This is a genomic window from Armatimonadota bacterium (genome assembly GCA_020354555.1).
In the GTDB taxonomy this organism is placed as follows: Bacteria; Armatimonadota; Hebobacteria.
In genome coordinates, this window is the sequence record CP070648.1 from 1606404 (window position 1) to 1627577 (window position 21174).

A 21174-nucleotide genomic window follows, 5' to 3' on the forward strand; every position below is an offset into this window, starting at 1 on the left:
GGGCCAGGATCCGCTGCTGGTCCGGCCCCGGCAACGGCTCGCGGAGTCTCGCTACCGCCCACTTTCTCGACCACTCGCGAGGCCAATCCGTCAGAGTATCGGCTTCAATCGGTTCCCTTGGTTCTGCAACTGCGGGAACCATCGGATCGACCATCACCTTCACGTCCTTGATCTCGATGCGACTAGCGTCGATCCCTCGGGGGCTTTGGCTAAACTCGAGCGAAAACAGCCTCCCGTGAACAAGCCAGAAGTCCACGCGTAGCCCCTTGGGCTTATCCGCAGCGACGAACGACATGCGCGCAAGCCTCACCTCCGGCACGGCGTTTGGGAACAGCGGCACGTTCTCGCGGGTCGGTTTTCCGCGCTCCATGTGATATAGGCGCACCTCTTTGTCGCCGGCATCCCGCTGCACCAGGTTGACCTGTCTGATCTGCTCGGCGAGCACCACCTGTGCTTCCGGGGACAGATGAGCGGCAAGCGCATCGAGCAGCGTCTTCTCCAACGGCTTGAGAGGCGGCTCCCGCCGCCTTCTCAGGAAACGCATGTGCTCTGTCTCCTCTCACGGGCAATTGTTCACAAGCCACCCGGTGCCGCCATAACCAGCCCCGATTCCTACGCCCTTGATCGCATTGGTGAAACTAGGGACAGCCACCTATTTCGCGCTGTGTGATGTATGCCGCGCAACTGTGAATGTCGGTGAGCGCGGAGGGCGGAGAAGCGAAAACGGCCCGCAGGCGCGAAGAGCGCGCGGGCCGGCAGGTGGGCCGACAATTCCTCGCCCGCAGAATGAGCCTGCGGCGATGTGACTGCGGCCTCTCGGCGGCAGGGTCTCACGTGCGGTATTCCCTCGCGGTCAGCGTACCATCACGGCTGAACCGCGGACATGATAGCCACAGGTGACACGAGTGTCAACGCCCGGGGCGGCTGCTGGAGCGCGGGGCATCGGTCCGAACCGCTGGCTAGCCTGCTGAGGTAGGGTGAGGTAGGGGCGCAGTGCGTAGGCCCTCCGGGCCGGTGTGGCGGCGAAGCCTGGCCACGTGCTGTGCCCTTACAGTGAGTGGCTGGCTGGCGATGATAGCGTGCGTTGTAGGGCGGCGTCACGCTCAGCCGGGCCGCTGACGCGGCCCGCGCAAAAGCGGCGTTCAACAGGCTGTTGCGTGACTGCTTCGATGGGACCGAGATTCTTCGCTTTGCGCCTTGCTCAGGCTCGGCGCTGCGCTCTGAATGACACTTCCCAGGCCGGTGAAGCGCGAACCAGCGAATTATGCAACAACCTCTCAAGCGCCGCACTCCATAGGGGCGAGGCGCGTGCCCACGTGTTGTTGCCGTTGGCGCAATCCGTTACATCCGCGCCAATCCGTGGATTGGACTCTCAGCGTTCTCTGCGTCCTCTGCGGTCGGCGCGTCGAAGTCCGTTTGTGTGAGGTCGGATCCCCATCTGCGGCTTCAGCTCAGGGCATTGTCCGGTCGCACCAGATGGCCCGCCGAAAGGCGGGCGCCGCGGCCCGGCGAATATACCGCGAGACTTTCGTCAATGAGGTGACGAGCAGCCATGTCCTACGAACGCGGTAGGCACGCGATTGACCTGCAGATGCCCGACCGCATCCCGCATACCGAGTACCTAACCCACCGCCAGTTCATCATGAAGATCACGGGCTTCGATCCCGAGGACTCGGAGCAGGCCGGCAAGGTCGGGCCGGCGCTCGCCAAAGCGCTGGACTACGATTTCATCTGGTCAACCTACTCGCGCGATTGGGGCACGCCGCGCACCGATATGGGCCGCGCGAAGTACTATGAGACGGAGACGCCGTGGCGCTCCTCCTATCCCTTCCAGACCGAAGAGGAGGTGCTATCATTCGACCCGCTGGCGGCCGCGAAGATCCCGTCCATGGACGAACTGACGGCGGACGTGCGCCGGTACTACGAGGGCGGCCTGGCGGCGTATCCCGAGGCGGTGTTCCCGGGCGGGTTCTACAACACGGTGTTCACGTGGAATATCCTGACCTTCGGGTGGGAGCTGTTCATGACGGCGGCGATGGACGATCCCGATCGCTTCGAGCGGGTCCTCGATGGGTTCACCGAGATCAGCGCGATGGTCATCGAGGCGCACATCCGGGCGGAGGTGCCGATCTTCCTCTGTCATGACGACATCGTGTGGGCGGCAGGGCCGTCGTTTTCGCCGGCGTGGATGCGGCGGTACGTCTTCCCGCGGATAAAGCGACTGTGGCAGCCGCTGCGCGAGGCGGGGATCAAGCTGCTGTTCTGCTCCGATGGGAACTTCGATGCGTTCGTGGACGACCTCGCGGAGGCCGGCGCGGAGGGATTCATCTTCGAGCCGCTGACCGACCTGCGCTACATCGTCGAGCGGTACGGCAAGACCCACGTCATCATCGGCAACATTGATTCGCGGATACTGCAGACCAAAGGCCCGGAGGAGATTCGCGCGGAGGTCAGACGCTGCGCGGACCTCGGGCGCGACTGCCCGGGGTACTTCTTCGCCGTCGGCAACCACATCCCGTACACCGTGCCGATCCCGAGCATCGAGTGCTACCTCGAGGCGATCCAGGAGTACGGGCGGAGGTAGTCGGGCAGGCGCCACCCCAGCAGGCGTGACCACGCACCGCGCGCCGGCGAAGCGGCGCGAAGGTGATTGCCGAGCAGACACCGAAACGACGCGTGTTTGAGGGGTGGTCGGCACGCGAGGACGCGTGCCCGACCATGGTGGTGCAACCTCCCCCGGCTGCGGGGGTGGGCGGCAAGCGAGCCTCCTTCGCCAAGGCTTCGGAGCCCAGGGGACGCTTTGCCCCACTACTATCGGTTTGGAGAGGAGGCATTCATGAGCCTGAGCCTGCGACTGCGCTTGAGCGGGATGATGCTGCTGCAGTACGTGATCTGGGGGGCATGGGCGCCGGTGCTGTCCGCGTACCTGCAGAAGACACTCCACTTCAGCGGGGTGCAGACGGGCGCGATCTACGCGCTGCTGCCTCTGGCATGTATCATCTCGCCGTTCTTTGGCGGGCAGATCGCCGACCGCTGGGTGTCCACTCAGCGGTTCCTGGGCATCGCCCATCTGCTGGGCGCGCTGGCTTTGCTCCTGCTTGCCCGGCAGACCGGCTTCTCGTCGTTCGTGGTGTGGATGCTCGTCTATTCCCTGCTCTACGCGCCCACGCTGCCTCTGACCAACAGCCTCACCTTCCATCACCTGCGCAATGCCGAACGGGACTTCGGCAGCATCCGAGTGCTCGGCACGATCGGGTGGATCCTGGCGGGCTGGGGGCTGACGTACTGGCGCTCGGCGCCGTCGCTGACGGTAGCGGGGGCGAGCGACTCACTGCTGCTGGCGGCCGGGGCCTCGCTGCTGCTCGGCCTCTTCTGCTTCGCTTTGCCTCACACGCCGCCGAGCAAGTCGGAGAATCCCTGGGCGTTCCTCGCGGCACTGAAGCTGCTGCGTAACCGCAACTTCGCCATCTTCATGGTGATCTCGTTCGTCGTGGTGACCGAGCTGCAGTTCTACTATGTCCTCACCGCCCCATTCCTGGAGTACATCGGGATCTCGTCGAGCCGGCTGCCCGCGGTGATGACCATTGCTCAGCTCGCGGAGATCATCGCCATGGCCGCGCTGCTGCCGATTCTCCTGCCGCGCCTGGGGGTGCGCACGTGCCTGGCGATCGGCGTGATCGCGTGGCCGATCCGTTACGCGATTTTCGCGATCGGCCAGCCGGTCTGGCTGGTGGTGGCATCACTGGCGATGCACGGGCTGGGCTATACCTTCTTCTTCGTCGTCGGCCAGGTGTACGTCAACGCGGTGGCTGCCCAGGATATCCGTGCCTCAGCACAGAGCCTGCTGACGCTGATCACCCTGGGTCTGGGGAACTACCTGGGCGCCTACTTTGCGGGCTGGGTGCAGGATTACTTCACTACGCAAACTGCAGCCGGGGCGGTCGTCAACTACACCGGGGTGTTCCTCGTGCCCTGCGCCTTGACCGTGACCTGCGCCCTGGCCTTCCTGATCTTCTTTAAGGAGGGTCGGAGTACACAGCAGGCGGAGGGCGCACCGGCGGAGTCAGCGGCGGGGGACGCCGCAGCCAGCCAGGAGTGAGGATCGGGAGAGAGTCGCGCAGGTCGATGCCGAAGGAATTCACCGACGACGAGTTGATTGCGAGTCACAGGCCTGACTTCGCGCGTTTCGTGGCGGTTTTGCGGCGCGAGGAGCCGGATCGCGTGCCGCTCGGCGAGTTCCTTATGGACCCTCCGGTGAAGCAGGCCTTTCTCGGCCGCCCGGTCGGGAATTCCCTCATCGGCGGGGATGACTACGACGTTGCGGCGGACGTCGAGTTCTGGGCGAGCGCGGGATACGATTACATCCACCTCGCGCCGTGGTATCTCCATCTGTTCACCGGCGGCTGGAATGTCAAGGCGGCGCAATACAGCGTCTATGACTCGGGCGATGTCGAGCGCTCGTGGATGGAGGAACACACGAGCGTCATCGCGTCGCGGGAGGATTTCGAGCGCTACCCCTGGCCGTCGCTCGATGACGTTCTTTACGACCACATCGTGCGCGCGGGCGAGTTGCTGCCGCGGGGCATGGGTCTCACCAGCGGGACGTGGGGGATCTTCGAGACGACGCGCCAACTGATGGGATTCGAGGGGTTCTGCTTCGCGCTTGCGGATGACCCCGGGCTCGCGCGCGCGGTGCTCGACCGGGTCGGCGAGTCCCTGCTCGAAGTCTTCAAGCGCGCTGCGGAATTGCCGAAGGTCGGCGCGCTGTGGCTGGCGGACGACCTGGCGCATCGCAGCGGGCCGTTCGTTTCACCCACGGTCTATCGCGAGTGGCTGTTCCCCTGGTTCCGCAAGTACGGCGAGGTCGCGGCATCCCACGGCTTGCCGCTGATCTACCACTGTGATGGCGATATCTGGGAGTTCATGCCCGATCTCGCCGACGCGGGCATCACCGCGCTGCAGCCGATTGAGCCGCAGGCGATGGACATTGCCGCGGTCAAGCGTGACTGGGGCGGCGCGTTCGCGCTTATCGGCAACATTGACCTCGGCTACACCCTGACGCGCGGCACGCCGGCGGAGGTCGAGGCGGAAGTGCGCGAGAGAATCCGAACCGTCGCTCCCGGCGGCGGCTATGCGGTGGGCAGCAGCAATTCCGTCACGAGCTACGTGCCGCTTGAGAACTATCGCACGATGATCGCGGCGACGCTGCGGTGGGGGAAGTACCCGATCCAGGCCTAGAGCGCGAGAGCCATGGCGCCCGCCCGGCCTCGCCGGGGAACCGGGCGCGAGTTCTCCTGAAGTCTTGGGCGTCGCCGTTGATCGGAGGGCACGCCCAAGGAGCCACTGCAGTTCGTCGAACCCGACCATGCCGCATCGAGGAGGGTATCTCGTGACGGTCCGGCTCGCCGTTCTTGTGCTGTCCTTCGCGTTCGGCTTGACCGCAGCCGCCCCAAGTCACGGCAATGACGCCGCGCCCGTCCCGCTCGGCCGCTTCGCTCAGCCGTCCCTGACCGGCGTCGGCCATCTGTGCAATCTCGACCACAACGTGATCGTGGAGCGCGGGTTCAAGCTGCTGTACCTTGCGCCTGAGCGCCACGGCGAGCGTTTCGGCAAGCCCACATTTGCCGGGTTCGTCAGCCTGCTGCTCAACGGCCGCATCCAGGCGCACACGCTGGTCAATCCCGATGCCATGGGTGAAGGCACGCGAACTCTCCTGGCGGCGCCGACACTGGGCAGGTATGCCAAGGACTACTGCGGCGGATTCGGCCAAGCGACGGTTGTATGCGAGGACGCGATCGGCAATCCGGTCGTCCGCTTCAGTGCGGAATGCGAAGCGGCCGACAAGCCGGTGATCGCGGAGTGGCTTGTAACCGGTTGGGAATGGGCGGGCCAGCCGGTGCCCGCGCACTGGGAATGGTGGGGGTCCGACGGGCGAACCGTGCTTCGCCAGGATCGCCGGGGACGCCTCCGCCTGCCCGTGGGCGACGGATTCCTGCTCGCATGGAACGAGGGGCAGCCTTACACGCTCGCGCTGCTGCCTGCAAGTCGTCCGACCGAGGTGCGGGTGGGCGCGCGCGGCGTCACTTTGCGTTTCGCCGAAAGCCGAGTTCCGGCCGGAGCCAAGGCCGCCCTGCCCGATCTGTACGCCGCCGCTCTCGGCGCACATGCGCCCGACTCCGTGCTGAGAATCCTGCCGTTGCTCGCCTGCCCGGCGGATGAACTGGTCACCGAAGTGGCGTCCGCGGGCGATGTGCCGTTCGTTCGCTTTCGATGGTCGCGGCGCGACTCGACGGCCCCGCTTCCGATCCCGCCGCCGTTCTCCGCGGTGATTCTCAACCATCCCAGGCGGAAGGCTCTGCGCCTCACGTCCCACGACACGGTTTTCGGCCCGGTCGCCCTGGCGCAGGCAAGATCAGTCGCGATGGCCCTCGATATTCCGCCGAACCTCGAACGACTGACCGAGGATTTCCCGCCCGTGCCCGCGGACGACAAGGCCGCCATCGAGGTCGACGTCAAAGCGCTCCTCGCCCACGAGAACGACGACGGCACTTTCACGTTCTCCCTGGAGCGCCCGTTCTATGATGGTCAAACAGCGGGGGTGCTCATTCAGCTGGCGCCGCTGCTCGACGAACCACTGCGGGGGCAAGTCGTTCTAGCAGTGCGCAAGACGCTCGACTACTGGTGGGGGCGGCTGACGACCGACGAACGCACCGGGGTCGTCGTCTTTCCGGAGCCGGTCATGCCTTCGGCGGTCGTGGATTACCCCGAGATCTCCTCGACGGTGCTTTATCCGACTGCCGCGTATGCCGCGTTGGTTGACCCGGACTACGCAGCGGAAATCTGGCCGAAGGCCGCGAGCCTTGCTGCCACCGTGGGACGCGCGTACGACATCACCGGTTCGGCGTGGGCGCACGCCGGGCCGGAGTACGTGCACGTTCTCACGGAGTCAACCGTAGGCGGGTATCTCGCATATGCGTGCCTGTATCATCTGGCACGCCTTGCGGGGGAGCCGGAGGCCGCGGCTGATTTCCGCGCGCGGGCGTGCTGGGCGTTCGCGGCGATGGATCTGTACCGCTGGCGGGAGGCGTACGGGCGCGGCGGGATTCTATCGCAGTACTTCGGCGACGGCCTGTTCGTCGAGCCGGCAGTGGCGTGGGACTACACGATGTTCACGTGGTTCTCGTGGTGCCCGCTGTGGTCGCTGCCGCCGGACGACCCGTATCACGTGTTCGAGGTGCTGCGGCAGCAGCGGTGGTGGCTGTACTGGCGCGACAGCCGGCAACTCGCCTACGACTTCTCGCATTTCATGGCGCTGGTGCGCTTCGGCGACGCCGCCGAGGGCCTGACGCACTGGGACGAGATCCTGACGCACGAACCGAGCTTCGACAATTTCGACACCGTCGCGCTCTATCGGCCGCTGGCGCGTGCGTGGAAGCAGGTCGCGGCTTCGCGCGAATAGCTCGGACCGCGTGGAGTGCGGCGCTTCAGCGCCGATTCGGCAGCGCGTACTGCGGAGCGCCGCCCCGACCCAAGCCTCGCCTTGCTCACGCCGCCAGCATCTCGGACTTAAGCTCCAGGTAGTACAGCCAGTTCTCGTACGACACGTCGGGCGGCACCGCGTGGTCGAGGGTCGGGATGTAGCCGCCGTCGTCGAGCAGCGGCGGGATCTTCGCCTGCAGCTCGGCGCGTATTGCCGCTTTGTCGCAGGCAAGTGCGCGCTTGTCCAAGCCGCCGCTCAACGCGAGGTCGCGCCCGAAACGGCGCCTGGTTTCCCGTGGATCGTTGCCCGCCGCGACCTCGAGCGGCCAGATGCACGTGATGCCGGCCTCGATGACCAGGGGCACAAGCACATCAAAGTTGCCGTCGCTGTCGAACCAGATGATATCAATCCCGTGGCTGCGGACGAACTCGACGATGCGATGATAGCGCGGCAGCAGGAACTCGCGGAAGATGCGCGGCGAAAGCAACGGCCCGGTCTTAAACGCGAAGTCCTCGAAGAAGTTGAAGTAATCGCACTGAATCGTCTCCAGGCCGGGGCGCAGCGTCTCAATCGCGAACTCCGTGAAGAAGTCCAGCATCTCGTGAATCAGGCCGGGTTGGTCGTACCAGGCGTAGGACAGCCCCTCGGTCCCGAGGAACCGGCGCAGGTGGCTGTACAGCCCGAACGCGCCGTTAGGCACCGCACACAGCGGCGACTTTCGGCTTTCCATGCTCGCCGCCCATTCGGCGAAGTTCTCGGGATAGCGGCCCGGGCTGAGCGGGTCGAAACGCTCCTTGACCCGCGCGAAGTCCTCGGGCGTCTGCACCGCGAAGGAAATGAACTGGTCCATCGAGGGCCGCGTGCCGCGCGTAGTGCCTTCCTTCATGGCCTTGCGCAGCGCCCCGTCTCCGTCTCGGGCCACGACGTAGCGATCGGTCTCTTCGACCACCTCGTGGGCAAACGGCGGCACCGGGCCGAAGTTTACGGGCAGGTGCGGTCGGTCGTCAATGCCGAAAAACGCGTGGCCGTGAAAGCCGCCGCGGTCGGCCTCCTCGGCGGGCATGCCCTCGGCGAGCCAGCGCTCGATGGTCTGGCCCCAGTAGCCCAGCTCGAAGTTGGGCACGCGGTCAACGGGCTCGAATCTCATGCAGCGCACGAAGCTTTCGCGAACAGTCATTGGCCTGACGCTCATCGCCAAGGAATCGGCGTTCCTTTCACCTGGATTTCCTCAATCTGCCGGGAATCGCCCGCGACGATATCGGCGCCGCCATCGTGGAAAGCGACCTCCACGAAGTCGGTCTCCCCCTTCAGCTTGAGCGAGACGTTCCCGACGCGCAAAGACTTGCCCCGGCACATGATGATGCGCTCGACCGTCCCCGCGCTGTCCCAGCGCACCACGCCCAGCTCGCCGTCGAGGCGGACACCGCAATCGCGTTGGAGCAGAATCCGGCCCGCGGAGCGGGACGGCCGCAGACGCAGCGGATTCTCCACGTCCGCCGTAATGAACAGATCGCGCCGACCGTCGGCGAGCGTGACTTCGAGGGCGACGTTCGGATCCGGGAAGGCGGTGTGCCGCGCGGTCTCCAGCGGCAGGCGGCGAATGCGCGCGATACTCGATTCCCTCTCGTACGGCTCGATCACCGTAACGAAGGTGGAAGCCAGCGGCGACTCGCCTCGACCGCGGGCCATGACCAGCGGAATCCACTCCTCGTCATTCGTGCCGAACCCGGTGACGGATACCCAGCCCTCGCCCGTCCATGCCTCGGCGCCGGTTGTGAGGTCGGTGCAGCGCAAGTGGACGTCGGCGTCCTCGGGCAGCACGTTGCGGCGATCCTCGACACGCCAATCTGCGCTCCAGCCCGGGTCCGGCGCCGGGTCAGCGCTGAAGCCGCGTGTTTGCGTGTCGTGCCCATAGTCATTCGCGGATTGGAGTGACAGACCTGACATCTTCAATTCCCCGAAATGACCGTAGGTGAACTTCGCGTGATCGCTGCCGCCGATGACGCGGAACACATCCACGACGTAGAAGTCGCGATCCGAGATGTCAACCATCGCGGCGGTGCGCTCGAACTGCTCGCCTTCGATAAGCTGCGGGCATGACGCGCGAATCGCTCGAAAATCGTCGCCGTCGGCCCAGAGCGTCGTCTGCCCGCCGGCCGCTTGCGTATTGTGCCCGTCCACGACCGCGGTATTGTGCGCGGCGGCCATGGTGTACCACCTAGCCCTGGGTGAGCCCCATCCGCCATACTGCACCGGCGGATAGCCGAAGTCGGGCAACAGGTCGAGACCCTTGGCGAACAGGCCGAGATTCATCCCATCCGCGTGGCTGTGCCCGCCGCCGGAATCGTAGTCCAGCCACAGCGCCCGCGCGTCGGTGCCCTCGCCCGCCCGGAGGATGGCGATGCGCCACTCCTGCTTGTTGACGCTGCCGAGCTTCGGCGCAGCCCCCTCGCGCGCGATCACTTCCGCGAGCTGCTTCTGGAGCGTCTCCGGATCATCGGCAAACAAATCGTGCGGCAGTCCGTCAACAGTCTGCCCATTCGAGCCATAGATCACCTGCGCGAAGGCGGGATCACCGGTCAGCTCATGCATTCGCCAGAAGAACGTGTACATGGACGGCGCGAGGCCCGGGCTCCTGGACAGCGACACGCCGGCGTAGCCCGAGGGGTGCGCGAATGCCCCGGAGTCGCCGCACGAGGGGTAGTATCTGCCGAGGCACCAGGTGTCGATGTGGAAGCGGAACGTGTCATGCAGCCGTGGATGGCGCTTGAACGCGTCGGCGAGGAAGTGGGAATCCATCCGGGCGTACTGCTCGAGCAGTACGGCGGTCCCGTTCACGGCGTAGGCGGCGTAGCCCGCGAGCCCCTTTTCGCCGGTCACGCCGTCCACCGCGGTCGCGCGAGTGAGAATGGCATCAAGCATACCGTAGACCTGCTGCCGGTTCCCCGGCCAGCCGAGGACGGTGTGAATCATCGCGATAGTGAGGTCGGTCTGCGGATAGTTCGACTCGATCTTGCGACGGCTCCGGATCGCATCGCGCAGGATGCGCTCCTCGATGTTGCGCTGGATGTCGGCGAAGGACGCCTTGGTATTGTCGAGGCCGTACTCCTTGGCCTTGCGCGACAGGAACGCGACGAGTGCTTCATCATGCCGCAATGCCTCGAAGACCTGGTCGTAAGCGGTGACCAGATCGCGCGTCTCGACACAGGCGTCGTGCCATGTCGAGACGTAACCGGCCGCCCCCTGCACTTCGTACACCAAGCCTTCCTTGCCGAAGTCGAAGGTTGGGTAGAGATCGGCAACCCGGTCGAGCAGCACGCCCGCCTTATGCGCGTAGGCGGCGTCGCCGGTGACGACGTACGCCGCGGCGAGATTGCGGATGCCCGCAACGATTGCCTGCTTCCATTGGCCGTAGATCAGGTACGCGCCGATGAAGCGCCAGCGATTGTCGCCTTCGACGTAGCCCTCGCCATCGTCCACGCCGAACATACGCAGCGGGTCGTCGGCGTCGGTATGTTCGGCGTTGAACAGAAGCTCGCGGTTCGCCTGCGCGGGATCGAACACGCCGCGCTCGTCGAGCCCCGAACGATAGAACGCGTGGAAATCGTTTTTCGGAAACAGCTCCTTGCAGTGCGGGCAGCGCACCTTCCACGGGCGCGCCAAGGCGTTCATCTCCCAGTTGTACATCGGCACGCCCTGCCGGCACGCCGGGCAGTGGCCGTTCGACCACACCATCCACGAGCGCGAGATGGCGTTGCCGAACATGAGATCCCACAGCTCGTCGTCGGAGAACTCCATCCACGGCTGAGCGTCGGCGACGATCCGTTTCTGGATTTCGGCCGCCCACGGGTGACTGGCGATGTTGGCGCGTGCCGTCTCCATCATCGAGGTCGTATAGAACACGCCGTGAGTCTTCACGGTCTCGCCTCCTGCATCAGCCGCGAATGCGGCGCGCAATCCCGCCGTCACCAAGAGCAGAATCAACATGCCCAAGGCTGCGCCGCGTGCCGCCGCGATCTGTGCCAACATGGGCTCGCCCTCCTCGAACGACATCGAACGCCCGTCCTTTGATGTCGCTAATCAAGCGGATAGCACGCCGCGAAGAAATCGCGCAGCGTGCCCGTGAACGCCGCCCACGTCAACTGCGACCACGTGCGCTGGTCGCCGTAGGAGTAATAGAGCAGCACCTTGCCGTCGAATTCGGCGAGATCCGGGTCGGAGGTGTTGATGTCCTCGCCGGGGCCGGGCGCGATGATCGGATTGCGCGGGCTCGGTTCCCAGTCCACCAAGTCTTTCGATCGCGCCATGAACGTCTCGAACCACCACCGCGGCTGGAGATGCTCCAGATACAGCATATAGAAGTAGCCATCGAGGTAGCGCAGGCACGGACAGGCGGTGTACCGGTCGGTACCGAAGATGCAGTCCGGCAGCTTGCGCCACGTGACGAGATCCTTGGATTCCGCGAACTTGATGGTGAATGCGGGCCAGCGCGCGTCGTTGCTCTCGTAGGCCATGACGAAGCGATCGCCGGCGCGGCACACGGACTGGTTAAAGAGCTGCTCCTGCGGAATCTCCTCGATGACGACGCGCGCCTCAGTCCACTTGACGAGATCCTCCGTCCTGAACTCGCTTACATCGTGCCACCCGCCGTCCTGATTGCGCGCCGCGTACACGTACAGCGTGCCCTCCCAGACGAACGCCGACGCGAGGGAATAGCCGCGGCCGAAGCTGGTCAGCGCCTTGTCATCCGCGACGTCGCGGATCTCGAGATAGTGCTGGGCGGGATCGGCAGCCGACGCGGGGCGAATGTTGACGAGCAATAGGAGACGGCCCTTCCACACGAACGGCGTCGCCTCGCAGATGTCACCATACTTCGCGCCGGACTTGACCAGGCCGGGCACGGTCGCGCTGCCGGCGACGTTTTTCGATGGGGGCGCATCTGGAACTGCCCCCGCGGCAAGATCGAGAACCGCTATCGAGTCCACCGCATCGGGCGCGGCGGCGGGCAGGTGAAGGACGACGCTCTCCGCGCCGGCCGCGAACGGCAGCTCCTCGCCGTGCAGCCACCGCGCGCCGGCGACAGGGCGCTTCAGGCCGTCCAAGGCCAGCTTCTCGCCCGGCCAGTTCAGGATGTGCAGATAGACCCGGCTGCCCTTCATGACCGGCCAGCCCCACGGCTGCGCCGGCGTGCCGAGCGGGCGAGTCTCGTAGACCGCCTCCCCGTTGCGTCGCAGCCACTCCCCTATTGCCTCGAAGCGCTTCGCGTCCTCCGGGTCGATCGCCGCCGACGGCAGCGGCGCCATGTTGAGCAGGTAGTTACCGCCGCGGCCGACGACTTCGACGAGACGGCGAATGAGGGTCGGCACGTCCTTATAGGCGGTGTCGGCCGGGTTGTAGTGCCAGGAGTCCGCAAGCGTGTCGCAGACCTCGAACGGCCAGGCGTCGGGTTGTGGTCCGCTCCCCTCGGGGTAGAGTTCGTAGGCCATGACCATGCCCTGCGGGCTGAGGTAGGCGCGGCTGGCATAGCTCTTTTCGGCCTCGTCCCAGTCGAAGCACAAAGTCGCCGGCCATCGCCGGTGCACTTCGTCCTGAATCTGCGCGACGGGGTAGAAGTAGCTGGGCCCGTTCCACGGCCCGGGGTCGAGCCAGAACGCCATGAGCGGGCCGTACGCGGTCGCCAACTCCTCGATCTGCCCGCGCAGGAATTTCAGGTAGCGCGCCCACGCCGCCTTGTCGAGCGGCCGGCAGTCGGGGTGCTTCATGTCGGGCAGCGACAGGTATGCGATGAACGGCATGCGGCGGCGATGGCATTCGTCGGCCAGAAGGCGCACGAAATCCCGCTGCGGGCCCATGGCCGCCGAGTTGTAGTCGCTGTGGCGCGACGCGAAGTTGGCAAAGCCGAGGTGATGCTTTGTGGTGAACGCAATGTAGCGCGCTCCCGCGCGCTGCGCCAGGCTCACCCACGCCGCGGCATCGAATGATTCGCCGAGGTCCGCCAGATCGGCCCCCAGGGATGACGCATCCCAGTTCGGATCACGGCAAGCCGCTTCCCACGCGCCTGGGTGCTTATGCAACACCGACTCGAGCCCCCAGTGGATGAACATGCCGAACTTGAGGTCCTTGAACCACTCCTGGCGCTTGGTGATGGGCGGGTGCGCTGGTGCCGCGGCGAACGTAATGCCGGGGCTGACCGGCATCCCCTCGCGGCCGAACAACCACTCCGGCGCCTGCGGCGCGGGTGCGGCCGCGCTGTCGTTGGATTCGTCGGACACCATGATCACCTCCATCTTACCGTGCCGCGCATCCCGCGGGACGGCGGCTGCGACCCGCGTTCCATTGTCGCCGACCCCGGCGCACAGCAGAAGAGCGACCAATGCAAGTCTCGGCCATCTCACGCGCATTGCCGCGGCTGCCGCCTCAACGATGGTTCGATTCGACATCAGCCGATCCCCAATCGCACGTCATGACGGGCTCCTCTCGCGCGGAGCCTCGAACAGCAGCAGGTGTACGCTCCACGGAGCGAGATCAGGCAGCACGACTCGTTGATAGTCCGGCGCGGAAGTCGCCTCGGCTGAGAGCGATTGCGAAGCCCCTTGCATCGGCACACACTCGACGCGGTCCGCCTGCATCCGAATCCACAGCCCGAGGTCCCGTTGGGCGTCCAACGACGGGTTGACGACCACGATGGCACGGCGCCCGTTCGCGCCTTCTCTCACCCACACCACGACCTTCGCCACGCCCTCCACGACGGCAGGGAGTCGATCGCGGCTCAGCCATCGCGCCAGCGCGCGGTACTGCCAGACCTTGGCGCCACTGGTAATCATTGCCCACGGATAGTATCCCGATACCGCCACCCGCCCGCCTTGCGCATTCTCGAAGATCGAGAGGCACTCGCCGAGGTCGTTTCCCCGGTAGTCGGTCAGCCGCGACAATATCTGCACGCCCGTCGCGGCGGGTCTGATGGTTCTCGCGTCCTGCGGCCAGAATGACTGCCGGCAATTGCGCGTTTCGCCGAGATCGCGGTCGTTCAGCGGGTGATCGGTGAACGCCTCAATGGCGTCCACCGAGAAGGAGTCCCCCGCCCGCACGCCGGCCATCTCGCCGAGTCCCATGTCCCACAGCGTTTCCAGCGCCGCGACGTCCATCAGCACGCCCCCGCGCATGAAGCCCTCGATTTCCTGTGGGCTGAACGCGAGGGGCATGCGACCGGCGAGCGCGGTCACAGTCGCCCCGGCGCGGTCGTAGCAGACCGGAATGCCGATCTCGCTCAAGGCATACGGCGCGGTGAGGTACTCGCCGCACACCCCCCAGCGGAACCACGATCCGGGATCGCCGTTCACGATCCACACGTCGTCGTTCCAGGCTGGCCAGACGCCCAGCGCCTGAGAGCGGCCCAGCTCCATGTGTAGGCGGCCGAAGAAGGGCCGCTCTGCCGCCACGCGCTCGAGAATCGGGCGCATCTCATCCAAGGCTGAGGGGTGCTGAGGGATAACGTTGAACGCGACCCCGCTGCATCCTGCGGCCATGTGGGCCGCGCTTTCGACGACCGTCGTGTGCGGACTCTTGCGCAGCAGATGATATGGGAAGTTCTCCAGCTCTGATTGCACCACGGTGACCGCATCGGGCAATGCCGCAGCCTGGCGGCCAAGGTCGTGCGCCTTGCTCACGAGGCCCATCGGCGCCTCGTCGGAGTAGAACCCTCCCCCCGGCCGCCAGCGCACCGCGGCTTTGGCAGGCCCGGAGAGCGTCTCGGCCCAACGCCTGAAGGCGTACCCCTCGTAGAAGCGGTCGCCCGTCATGAATCCCAGTTCCAGCCCTGGGCGAGCCGCGTGGACGGTCTCCTCGATGAGCTTGAACAAGCGGGCGATGACCCCGCGGTTGTGCTCCAGCCAGGCGCGGCGCAGCGCCAGTCGCTCCGGCGTCGGCCCGCCTTCCAGGGCCTCGGCGAGCGTCTTGCGCGTGAACGGCCGTCCGGCTTCCTCGGCGAAACGAGCCACGCACCGGTCGCAGAAGCACGAAGCCGCGATCGGCGCGTGGCCCATGAGCCGCACGTCGTCATCAATCCAGAGGAAGTCCGGTGCCGCTTGCGCGAGCGCCGTGAACATCGGCCGCAGGTAGTCGGCATACCCCGGGTCCTCCGGGCAGTAGCAGCCCTTGGACTCCCGGCCCTCGGGGTCGCGGAGCCTTTGCCAGGGTTCGTCGAGCGAGCCAGGCAGGTTCTCCTCATGGTGGCCGAGGGTGGCGAGCAGGTTGATGCCCGCCCGGTAGCCGTGCACGCGCGCTCGAGCCAGAACCGGCCCCAGGCGGCAAGCGCGGGCTGTCATGGTCTCCACGGGCAGCGGAGCGTGGGTCTCTGAGGTGAAGAACGCCAGTTCGTCGAACGTTCCGGGCAGGTTCGCGAGCCAGGAGAGCAGCCTCTCCAGAGACTCGTCATCCAGCCAATACGGCGCATGAACCCTCAGCGCGGTCAGCATCGCTGGCACTCGCATGGGCTCCGTCGGCGCAAAGGGCCGTGTCAAGGCCCGTCCAGGCCGTTAGTTTCGTCGCACGTGTCGGGCCTGCCTTTCGTCGGCCCCTCATCGGGCGTGCCCAACGATTCGGACGCGCGTGTTCGAATCCCGGCACAATTCCACAAATGTGCTGAGTTATCGACAGCAATCTTGCCGAGCGTGCGATACAATGCACCCATCTGCAAACAGGCGGCGTATGCTCGCGACAGTACAGGGGGGCGAACCCACGACGTTCTTTGGCACTGCATGACTCGCGCAATCCACGGTTTGACCGCATCTGCGTTCGCCGATCAGCGCATATGACTCGCAGGGGGTGAAACCGCGTGTCATAGGGAGGGCGGCGGGACGCCTCCTAACCGCTGCCCTCCGCTATCTCCGCAGCCATCTGCCGGCGGATATCGAGCAGCGTTCCCGGATCGCGGTCGTAATCCGTGATGCTGCGCATGAGCCGGCGCCCGAGTTCCATCGCCCGCTCCTCGCCACGCTTTCCCTCGAGCAGCTTGAAGTACTCGTAGTCCTCCAGGCCGTCACGCATCGCCTCCCAGCGCAGACTGCCACGCGGGCCGTTCTTGCCGGGATAGACGATCCACTCGTCGCCAGGCGAGAAGTGACCGAACTCAATATCCCACCAGTTGAGCCCCCAGTGCAGGTAGCCGGTTGCGCCATAGAGGTAATTGACCCAATGCAGCAGCCGCGGCTTGATCAACGGGAAGTCCATCAGGCGGTTGGGGTACTTGCCCTGGGGCACCCAGGCCGTGTAGAACCACAGCTCACACTCGCCTTTCTGCTGCGCGTCGCGAAACGTCTCGTAGGACTCGTCGAAGAAGTTGAGCTGCGGCACCCAGATCTCCAGGTCGCCCGGCAGCCCGGGGACGTGGATCGCGTCAATGCGCGGCAGCTCCGGCGCTGCCGCGTGTACGCGCCGCGACGCTTCCTGCCACGACTCGACATTCACCGGAATCGGCTCGTCGGCGACGTGCAGCATGCTCTTCCCGAGCCAGCCCTTCTCCTTGAGATGCTGCACCAGGCCGGGCAGGAACTGCTCGATCTCGATATCCTGTCGTTCACCGGTGGCGCGCACGAGCGCGGGACGGCGACCGATGGCGAAGGTGGGGCATTCCCATTCGCCCGTCGTCCGCCCACCCATGTGCATGATCTCCAGCCGCTCGGCGACGCCCGCCTGCTCGAAGATCCCCACCCAGCGGTCGAAGCGGGGGAAATCGAAGGTAAGACCGCCGTTCGCCTCGATATACACATCCACGAGGTCGGGCGGCACGATGACGACGTTCTGGCGGTGTTCCGCCATGTCGCGGGCGAACGCCTCGAGCAGGCGCCAGAATTCCTCGCTGTATAACGGCACCCCATAGGCATTGGCGATCGCCCCGTGGCTGAACCAGTTCGTGACCCAGAGGGTGGGCTTCTCAGGCAGGTTGAACGGCAACACCTCCAGCGTCAGCGGCACGTCCACGCGCGCGCCGTCCCCCTGCACACGCACCTTACTCCTGTAAAGCCCGGGGGCCGTGTCGCGCGGCACGGACACGGTGACGAGAATCGGCTGGTTCTCGCCGCGTTCGGCAGCCACCTCGCGCTCTTCGAGCAAGGGGTCCGGGAACCACGCGGGCGCCTGCCGGGTCAGTTCCTGGGGCGGCGACGCCTTGGAGTTCTTCTCGACCCACTGGTAGCCCACGAAGCGGCACTGCACACGCGAAGCCGGGATCCGCCCCTGCGGGCCGGCCAGCGACGAGACGGAGAACGCCAGCGCGTCGAGGGCCCGGTGCGGGACAACGACGACCTGAGCCGACTCGTACTCGCCTCCCGCTGCAACCAGCGAGATCGCCGCGCTAGACTGCGCCGGCGCAGGGGTGTCCTTGAACACGGTGTCCAATGAGTGCGTGACCCAGATGGAGAAGCCGGCTTCGGGCCCGGATCGGTCCGTCATCCTAGCCTCCGCTGCGGGAGATGCGCCTACCTTCGCGGCGGCCGCCGCGGCTCCTGCACATGTCGTCACCAAGCACAGAATAAGCAGCGGTCTCATCATTCCATTACCTCCAGTCACGTCGTCCGATCGGACACACGGCGCCGGCTAACGCTTGCGCCAGTACTCCTCCAGAAACCGCGCGCCATTGGCGACAGCGGCGTCCATGATGACCTTTCCCGTTTCCGCGGTCGCCACGGTCGGCGTGCCGTACACACCCGTCCCGCTGGGCTGCAGGTACCACATTGACCAGTGCACCCGCTGGCGGCCGAGGAAGTTGTCGCCGGCGACGAATTCCGTGCGATATCGCATCGTGTCCACATCCCTCGCCTTCGACATGTCCACGACGTCCGGGCTGATGTGAAGCACAAGCGAAGTCTCCCACTCACCGGCATGGATCGCGCCGCCCTGCTCTGACTTGCGCGCGGTGTTGAACTCGTCGCGGGACAGCTCAGCCGGACTGATGATCGCCACGGCCTTGTCGCAGGCGTCACACAGCTCACGCGCCACCGTACCGAGCAGCCCGCTGTGATGGCCGTGGCAGTCGAGCATCGCCAGCTTCTCAAAGCCCATGTCCAGGCCCGACCGGCAGATGTCGAAGACGAGGTCCATGAGCACGCGGGTGCGCACGACGACGGTCCCCGGCCAGCGCTGCATCACGCGCATGGAGTAGCCGTAGCGGATCGTGTCCATCAGCAGCATGGGGATCTCCGGCGTCAGTGTCTCCGCAAGGCGCATTCCGTACGCTTCGGCGATCCGCGCGTCGGTGTCCACGGGCAGGTGCGGCCCGTGTTCTTCAGTGGTGCCGACGGGCAGGATCAGGAGTGATTGCTTCTCGATGTGCTCCTGAATCTGCGGCGACGACTGGTCGCGAAAGAAGTAGGACATGGTAAGCTCCCCGGCAGGTTGTCTCACATTTTCGCGTAAAGCTTGGCGCACGCCGCGCGGTAGCGATCGTACACTTCCCGGTAGAGGACATGACATTCGCCGTCGGGCTCGAAAGTGCGCTCGGTGCGATACCAGGCCTCGGACGCGTCGGCTACCGATGGGAACTGGCCGACGCCTGCCGCGGCGAGCATGGCAGCACCCAGGGAAGCCGCGTCGGGGCACGCCGGCCGTTCCACCGGCGCGCCGAGCAGATCCGCCTTCATCTGGAGCCAAAGGTCGCTGCGCGCCGCGCCGCCGAGTGAGCGGATGGTCGCCATCTCTTGCCCCTGGTTCGCGAGAGGCTCGAGGCACTCCTGGAGCAGGCAGGCGCACGCCTCCATGATGCCGCGGGCGAGATGCGCGCGCGTGTGGCCCAGGGCGAGTCCGACGAAGGCGCCTCGCGCGTCTCGGTTGAACGTCGGCGGCCCCGTGCCTGAGAAATGCGGTAGAACCGTCAATCCATTACAGCCCGGCGGCACTGACTCGACGCCGGCGAGGAACTCCTCGTAGTCCTCCCCCGCCGCGCAGAGGTCGCGAAACCATTGCAAGACGATGGCCGACGTGGGCGCAAACGACAGCGCGTAATACGCGTCGTCAACCACGTGACGCCCGACGCAGACCGCAGCACTGTGCAGCAGTACGTCGGTCGTCATCACGACCGCGAGCGCGGTCCCGGTCGTCTCGGTGACGATGCCGGGGCGCACGTTGCCCGCGCCCACCGCTCCCACGATCTGGTCATTCGCGCCCGCGCACACGGGCACACCCGGCGGGATGCCCAACTCCGACGCTGCTTGCGGCGTCACACGTCCAGCCACGGTCCCCGAGGGCAGAATGACAGGCAGTTGCTCCACGCTGATACCGGCGGCGGCAAGCAGCTCCGGATGCCAACCGCCGGTCGCGAGGTCATACATTCCGCTGAAAAGCGCGGTCACGTGATCGGTCGCGACTTCGCTCGTCAGCCTGTATGTCAGATAGTCCGGCAGGCAGACGAACTTCCACGCGCGGTGGGCTTCGGGGACGTGCTCGGCAAGCCACGCAATCTTGAAGACAGTCAGCTCGCACGGCAGCCAGGGGTACCCGCTGCTGCGGCGAAAGGCGTCGCGAGAGAGCCACTCGGCCTCCCATGTCTCAGCGATCTCCGCCGCGCGATTATCGAGCCAGATGATGGCGGGATGCAGCGGCTCGCCGTTCCGGTCGAGCGGGACGAAGGTCTCCCCCTGCGAGCTGAAGCCGATCGCGGCGAGTTCCTGATGCCGTGTTCCTGACGCGGCGCAGACCGCATGCGTGCCCTGGACTGCGGCGCGCCAATATGTCTCGGAAGACATCTCGGCCCAGCCGCGGCGCGGGGCATCGGCGGCGTATTCGACGGTGTGCAGGGCGACGACGCGGCCATCGTCCCGTACCAGCGCGGTCTTCAGCGCGGTCGTGCCGATGTCGAATGTGAGATATGACGCCATGGGAGCAGGAACAGTCCGCATCCAGATTCCGTGAGGAGCCGCATAAGCCCTGCGAGCCGTGGCCGCCGCCGCGCGGGTGTGACTCTTGCGTTACTATGGGAGGAGGGTGCATCCCCGCCTCTCCCTCCTAGGGAGAGGTCGGTGAGCCTTTGGCGAGGCGGGTGAGGGTGCATGGCGACGCCTCTTACCCTCACCTTTGTCCTCTGCGTGACAGGCGCACAAATCCCTAGCAGGAAGCGGAGGGCATCTGCGCGGCATCCCAAAGACTCGAGGTCACCCCCTGCCGCGGTCCGGATTGACAGCGCCGCCGGGCGTGGTTATGCTTACGACGACGGCGAACGCTCGGGCGTTCGGCGCCGCTGGCGAAGGAAATCAGCCGATGGGTTACCACAGCGTGGAGCTGCAAGGGCCCGCGCGTGAGGAGGCGATCGCGGGCATTCGCAAGCAGCTTGCCGAGTGGGGGCTGACCATGCCCGCAGTCGAGCCGCTGCCCTTGCATTTCGGCCTCAACCGCTTCAGCGAAATCGGCGAAACCGAGTTCTGGATCGCCAACGAACCCGAACTCGGATACTGTGGGAAGTTTCTGTTCCTCTTCGACGGCCAGACCTGCCCCTTCCACTCTCACCGCCTGAAGCACGAAACGTTCTTCATCCTCAAGGGAACGATCCGTATGACGACTGACGAAGGCGAGCGCATGATGCGCGAGGGCGATCTGTTGCCGATGCCGCCGGGCATGGGGCACGCCTTCACCGGGGTCGGCGCGGCGCTGGTGCTGGAGGTATCGAAGCCCTCCATCGAGGGTGACAACTTCTTCGCGGACAAACA

General features: G+C 65.8%; 13 protein-coding genes. 5 read left to right on the forward strand and 8 right to left on the reverse strand.

Annotated features, from left to right (window positions below; all coding sequences use genetic code 11):
* The coding region (locus JSV65_06525; GenBank protein ID UCH36002.1) for a hypothetical protein at positions 1–544 on the reverse strand (544 nt) is incomplete at its 3' end.
* Positions 545–1552: 1008 nt separating this feature from the next.
* Here JSV65_06525 and JSV65_06530 point away from each other — a divergent pair.
* From JSV65_06530 to JSV65_06545, 4 genes are all read left to right on the forward strand, one after another.
* Positions 1553–2584 carry a hypothetical protein gene (locus JSV65_06530; protein ID UCH36003.1) on the forward strand — a complete coding sequence of 344 codons (1032 nt, stop codon included), beginning with the start codon at positions 1553–1555 and terminating at the stop codon, positions 2582–2584.
* Positions 2585–2836: 252 nt separating this feature from the next.
* Positions 2837–4099, forward strand: coding sequence for an MFS transporter (locus tag JSV65_06535; protein ID UCH36004.1), 1263 nt, complete (start codon positions 2837–2839; stop codon positions 4097–4099).
* A gap of 26 nt (positions 4100–4125) precedes the next feature.
* Complete coding sequence (locus tag JSV65_06540) at positions 4126–5238, forward strand: hypothetical protein (GenBank protein UCH36005.1); 1113 nt, start codon at positions 4126–4128, stop codon at positions 5236–5238.
* Positions 5239–5389: 151 nt separating this feature from the next.
* Positions 5390–7459 carry a hypothetical protein gene (locus tag JSV65_06545; protein UCH36006.1) on the forward strand — a complete coding sequence of 690 codons (2070 nt, stop codon included), beginning with the start codon at positions 5390–5392 and terminating at the stop codon, positions 7457–7459.
* Positions 7460–7544: 85 nt separating this feature from the next.
* On the opposite strand, the gene JSV65_06550 is transcribed toward JSV65_06545, so the two are convergent.
* The 7 genes from JSV65_06550 to JSV65_06580 form a co-directional block, all read right to left on the reverse strand.
* Positions 7545–8657: a hypothetical protein gene (locus JSV65_06550; protein ID UCH36007.1), complete on the reverse strand. Its 1113-nt coding sequence runs from the start codon at positions 8655–8657 to the stop codon at positions 7545–7547.
* An 11-nt stretch (positions 8658–8668) separates the two neighbouring features.
* Positions 8669–11509, reverse strand: a complete 2841-nt coding sequence (locus JSV65_06555) for a heparinase II/III family protein (protein ID UCH36008.1) — start codon at positions 11507–11509, stop codon at positions 8669–8671.
* A 47-nt stretch (positions 11510–11556) separates the two neighbouring features.
* A complete protein-coding gene (locus tag JSV65_06560) occupies positions 11557–13920 on the reverse strand; it encodes an alpha-L-fucosidase (GenBank protein ID UCH36009.1) in 2364 nt (787 codons plus the stop codon).
* A gap of 21 nt (positions 13921–13941) precedes the next feature.
* A complete protein-coding gene (locus JSV65_06565) occupies positions 13942–15963 on the reverse strand; it encodes a hypothetical protein (GenBank protein ID UCH36010.1) in 2022 nt (673 codons plus the stop codon).
* 379 nt (positions 15964–16342) lie between these two features.
* The gene (locus JSV65_06570; protein ID UCH36011.1) at positions 16343–17929 is read right to left on the reverse strand and encodes a DUF4091 domain-containing protein; all 1587 of its coding nucleotides are present in this window, start codon (positions 17927–17929) and stop codon (positions 16343–16345) included.
* Positions 17930–18073: 144 nt separating this feature from the next.
* Complete coding sequence (locus tag JSV65_06575) at positions 18074–18853, reverse strand: creatininase family protein (protein ID UCH36012.1); 780 nt, start codon at positions 18851–18853, stop codon at positions 18074–18076.
* Positions 18854–18876: 23 nt separating this feature from the next.
* Positions 18877–20349, reverse strand: coding sequence for a hypothetical protein (locus tag JSV65_06580; GenBank protein ID UCH36013.1), 1473 nt, complete (start codon positions 20347–20349; stop codon positions 18877–18879).
* 379 nt (positions 20350–20728) lie between these two features.
* Between JSV65_06580 and JSV65_06585 the strand changes: the two genes are divergently transcribed.
* Positions 20729–21174: cupin domain-containing protein (locus tag JSV65_06585; protein ID UCH36014.1), on the forward strand; the 446-nt coding region annotated here is incomplete at its 3' end.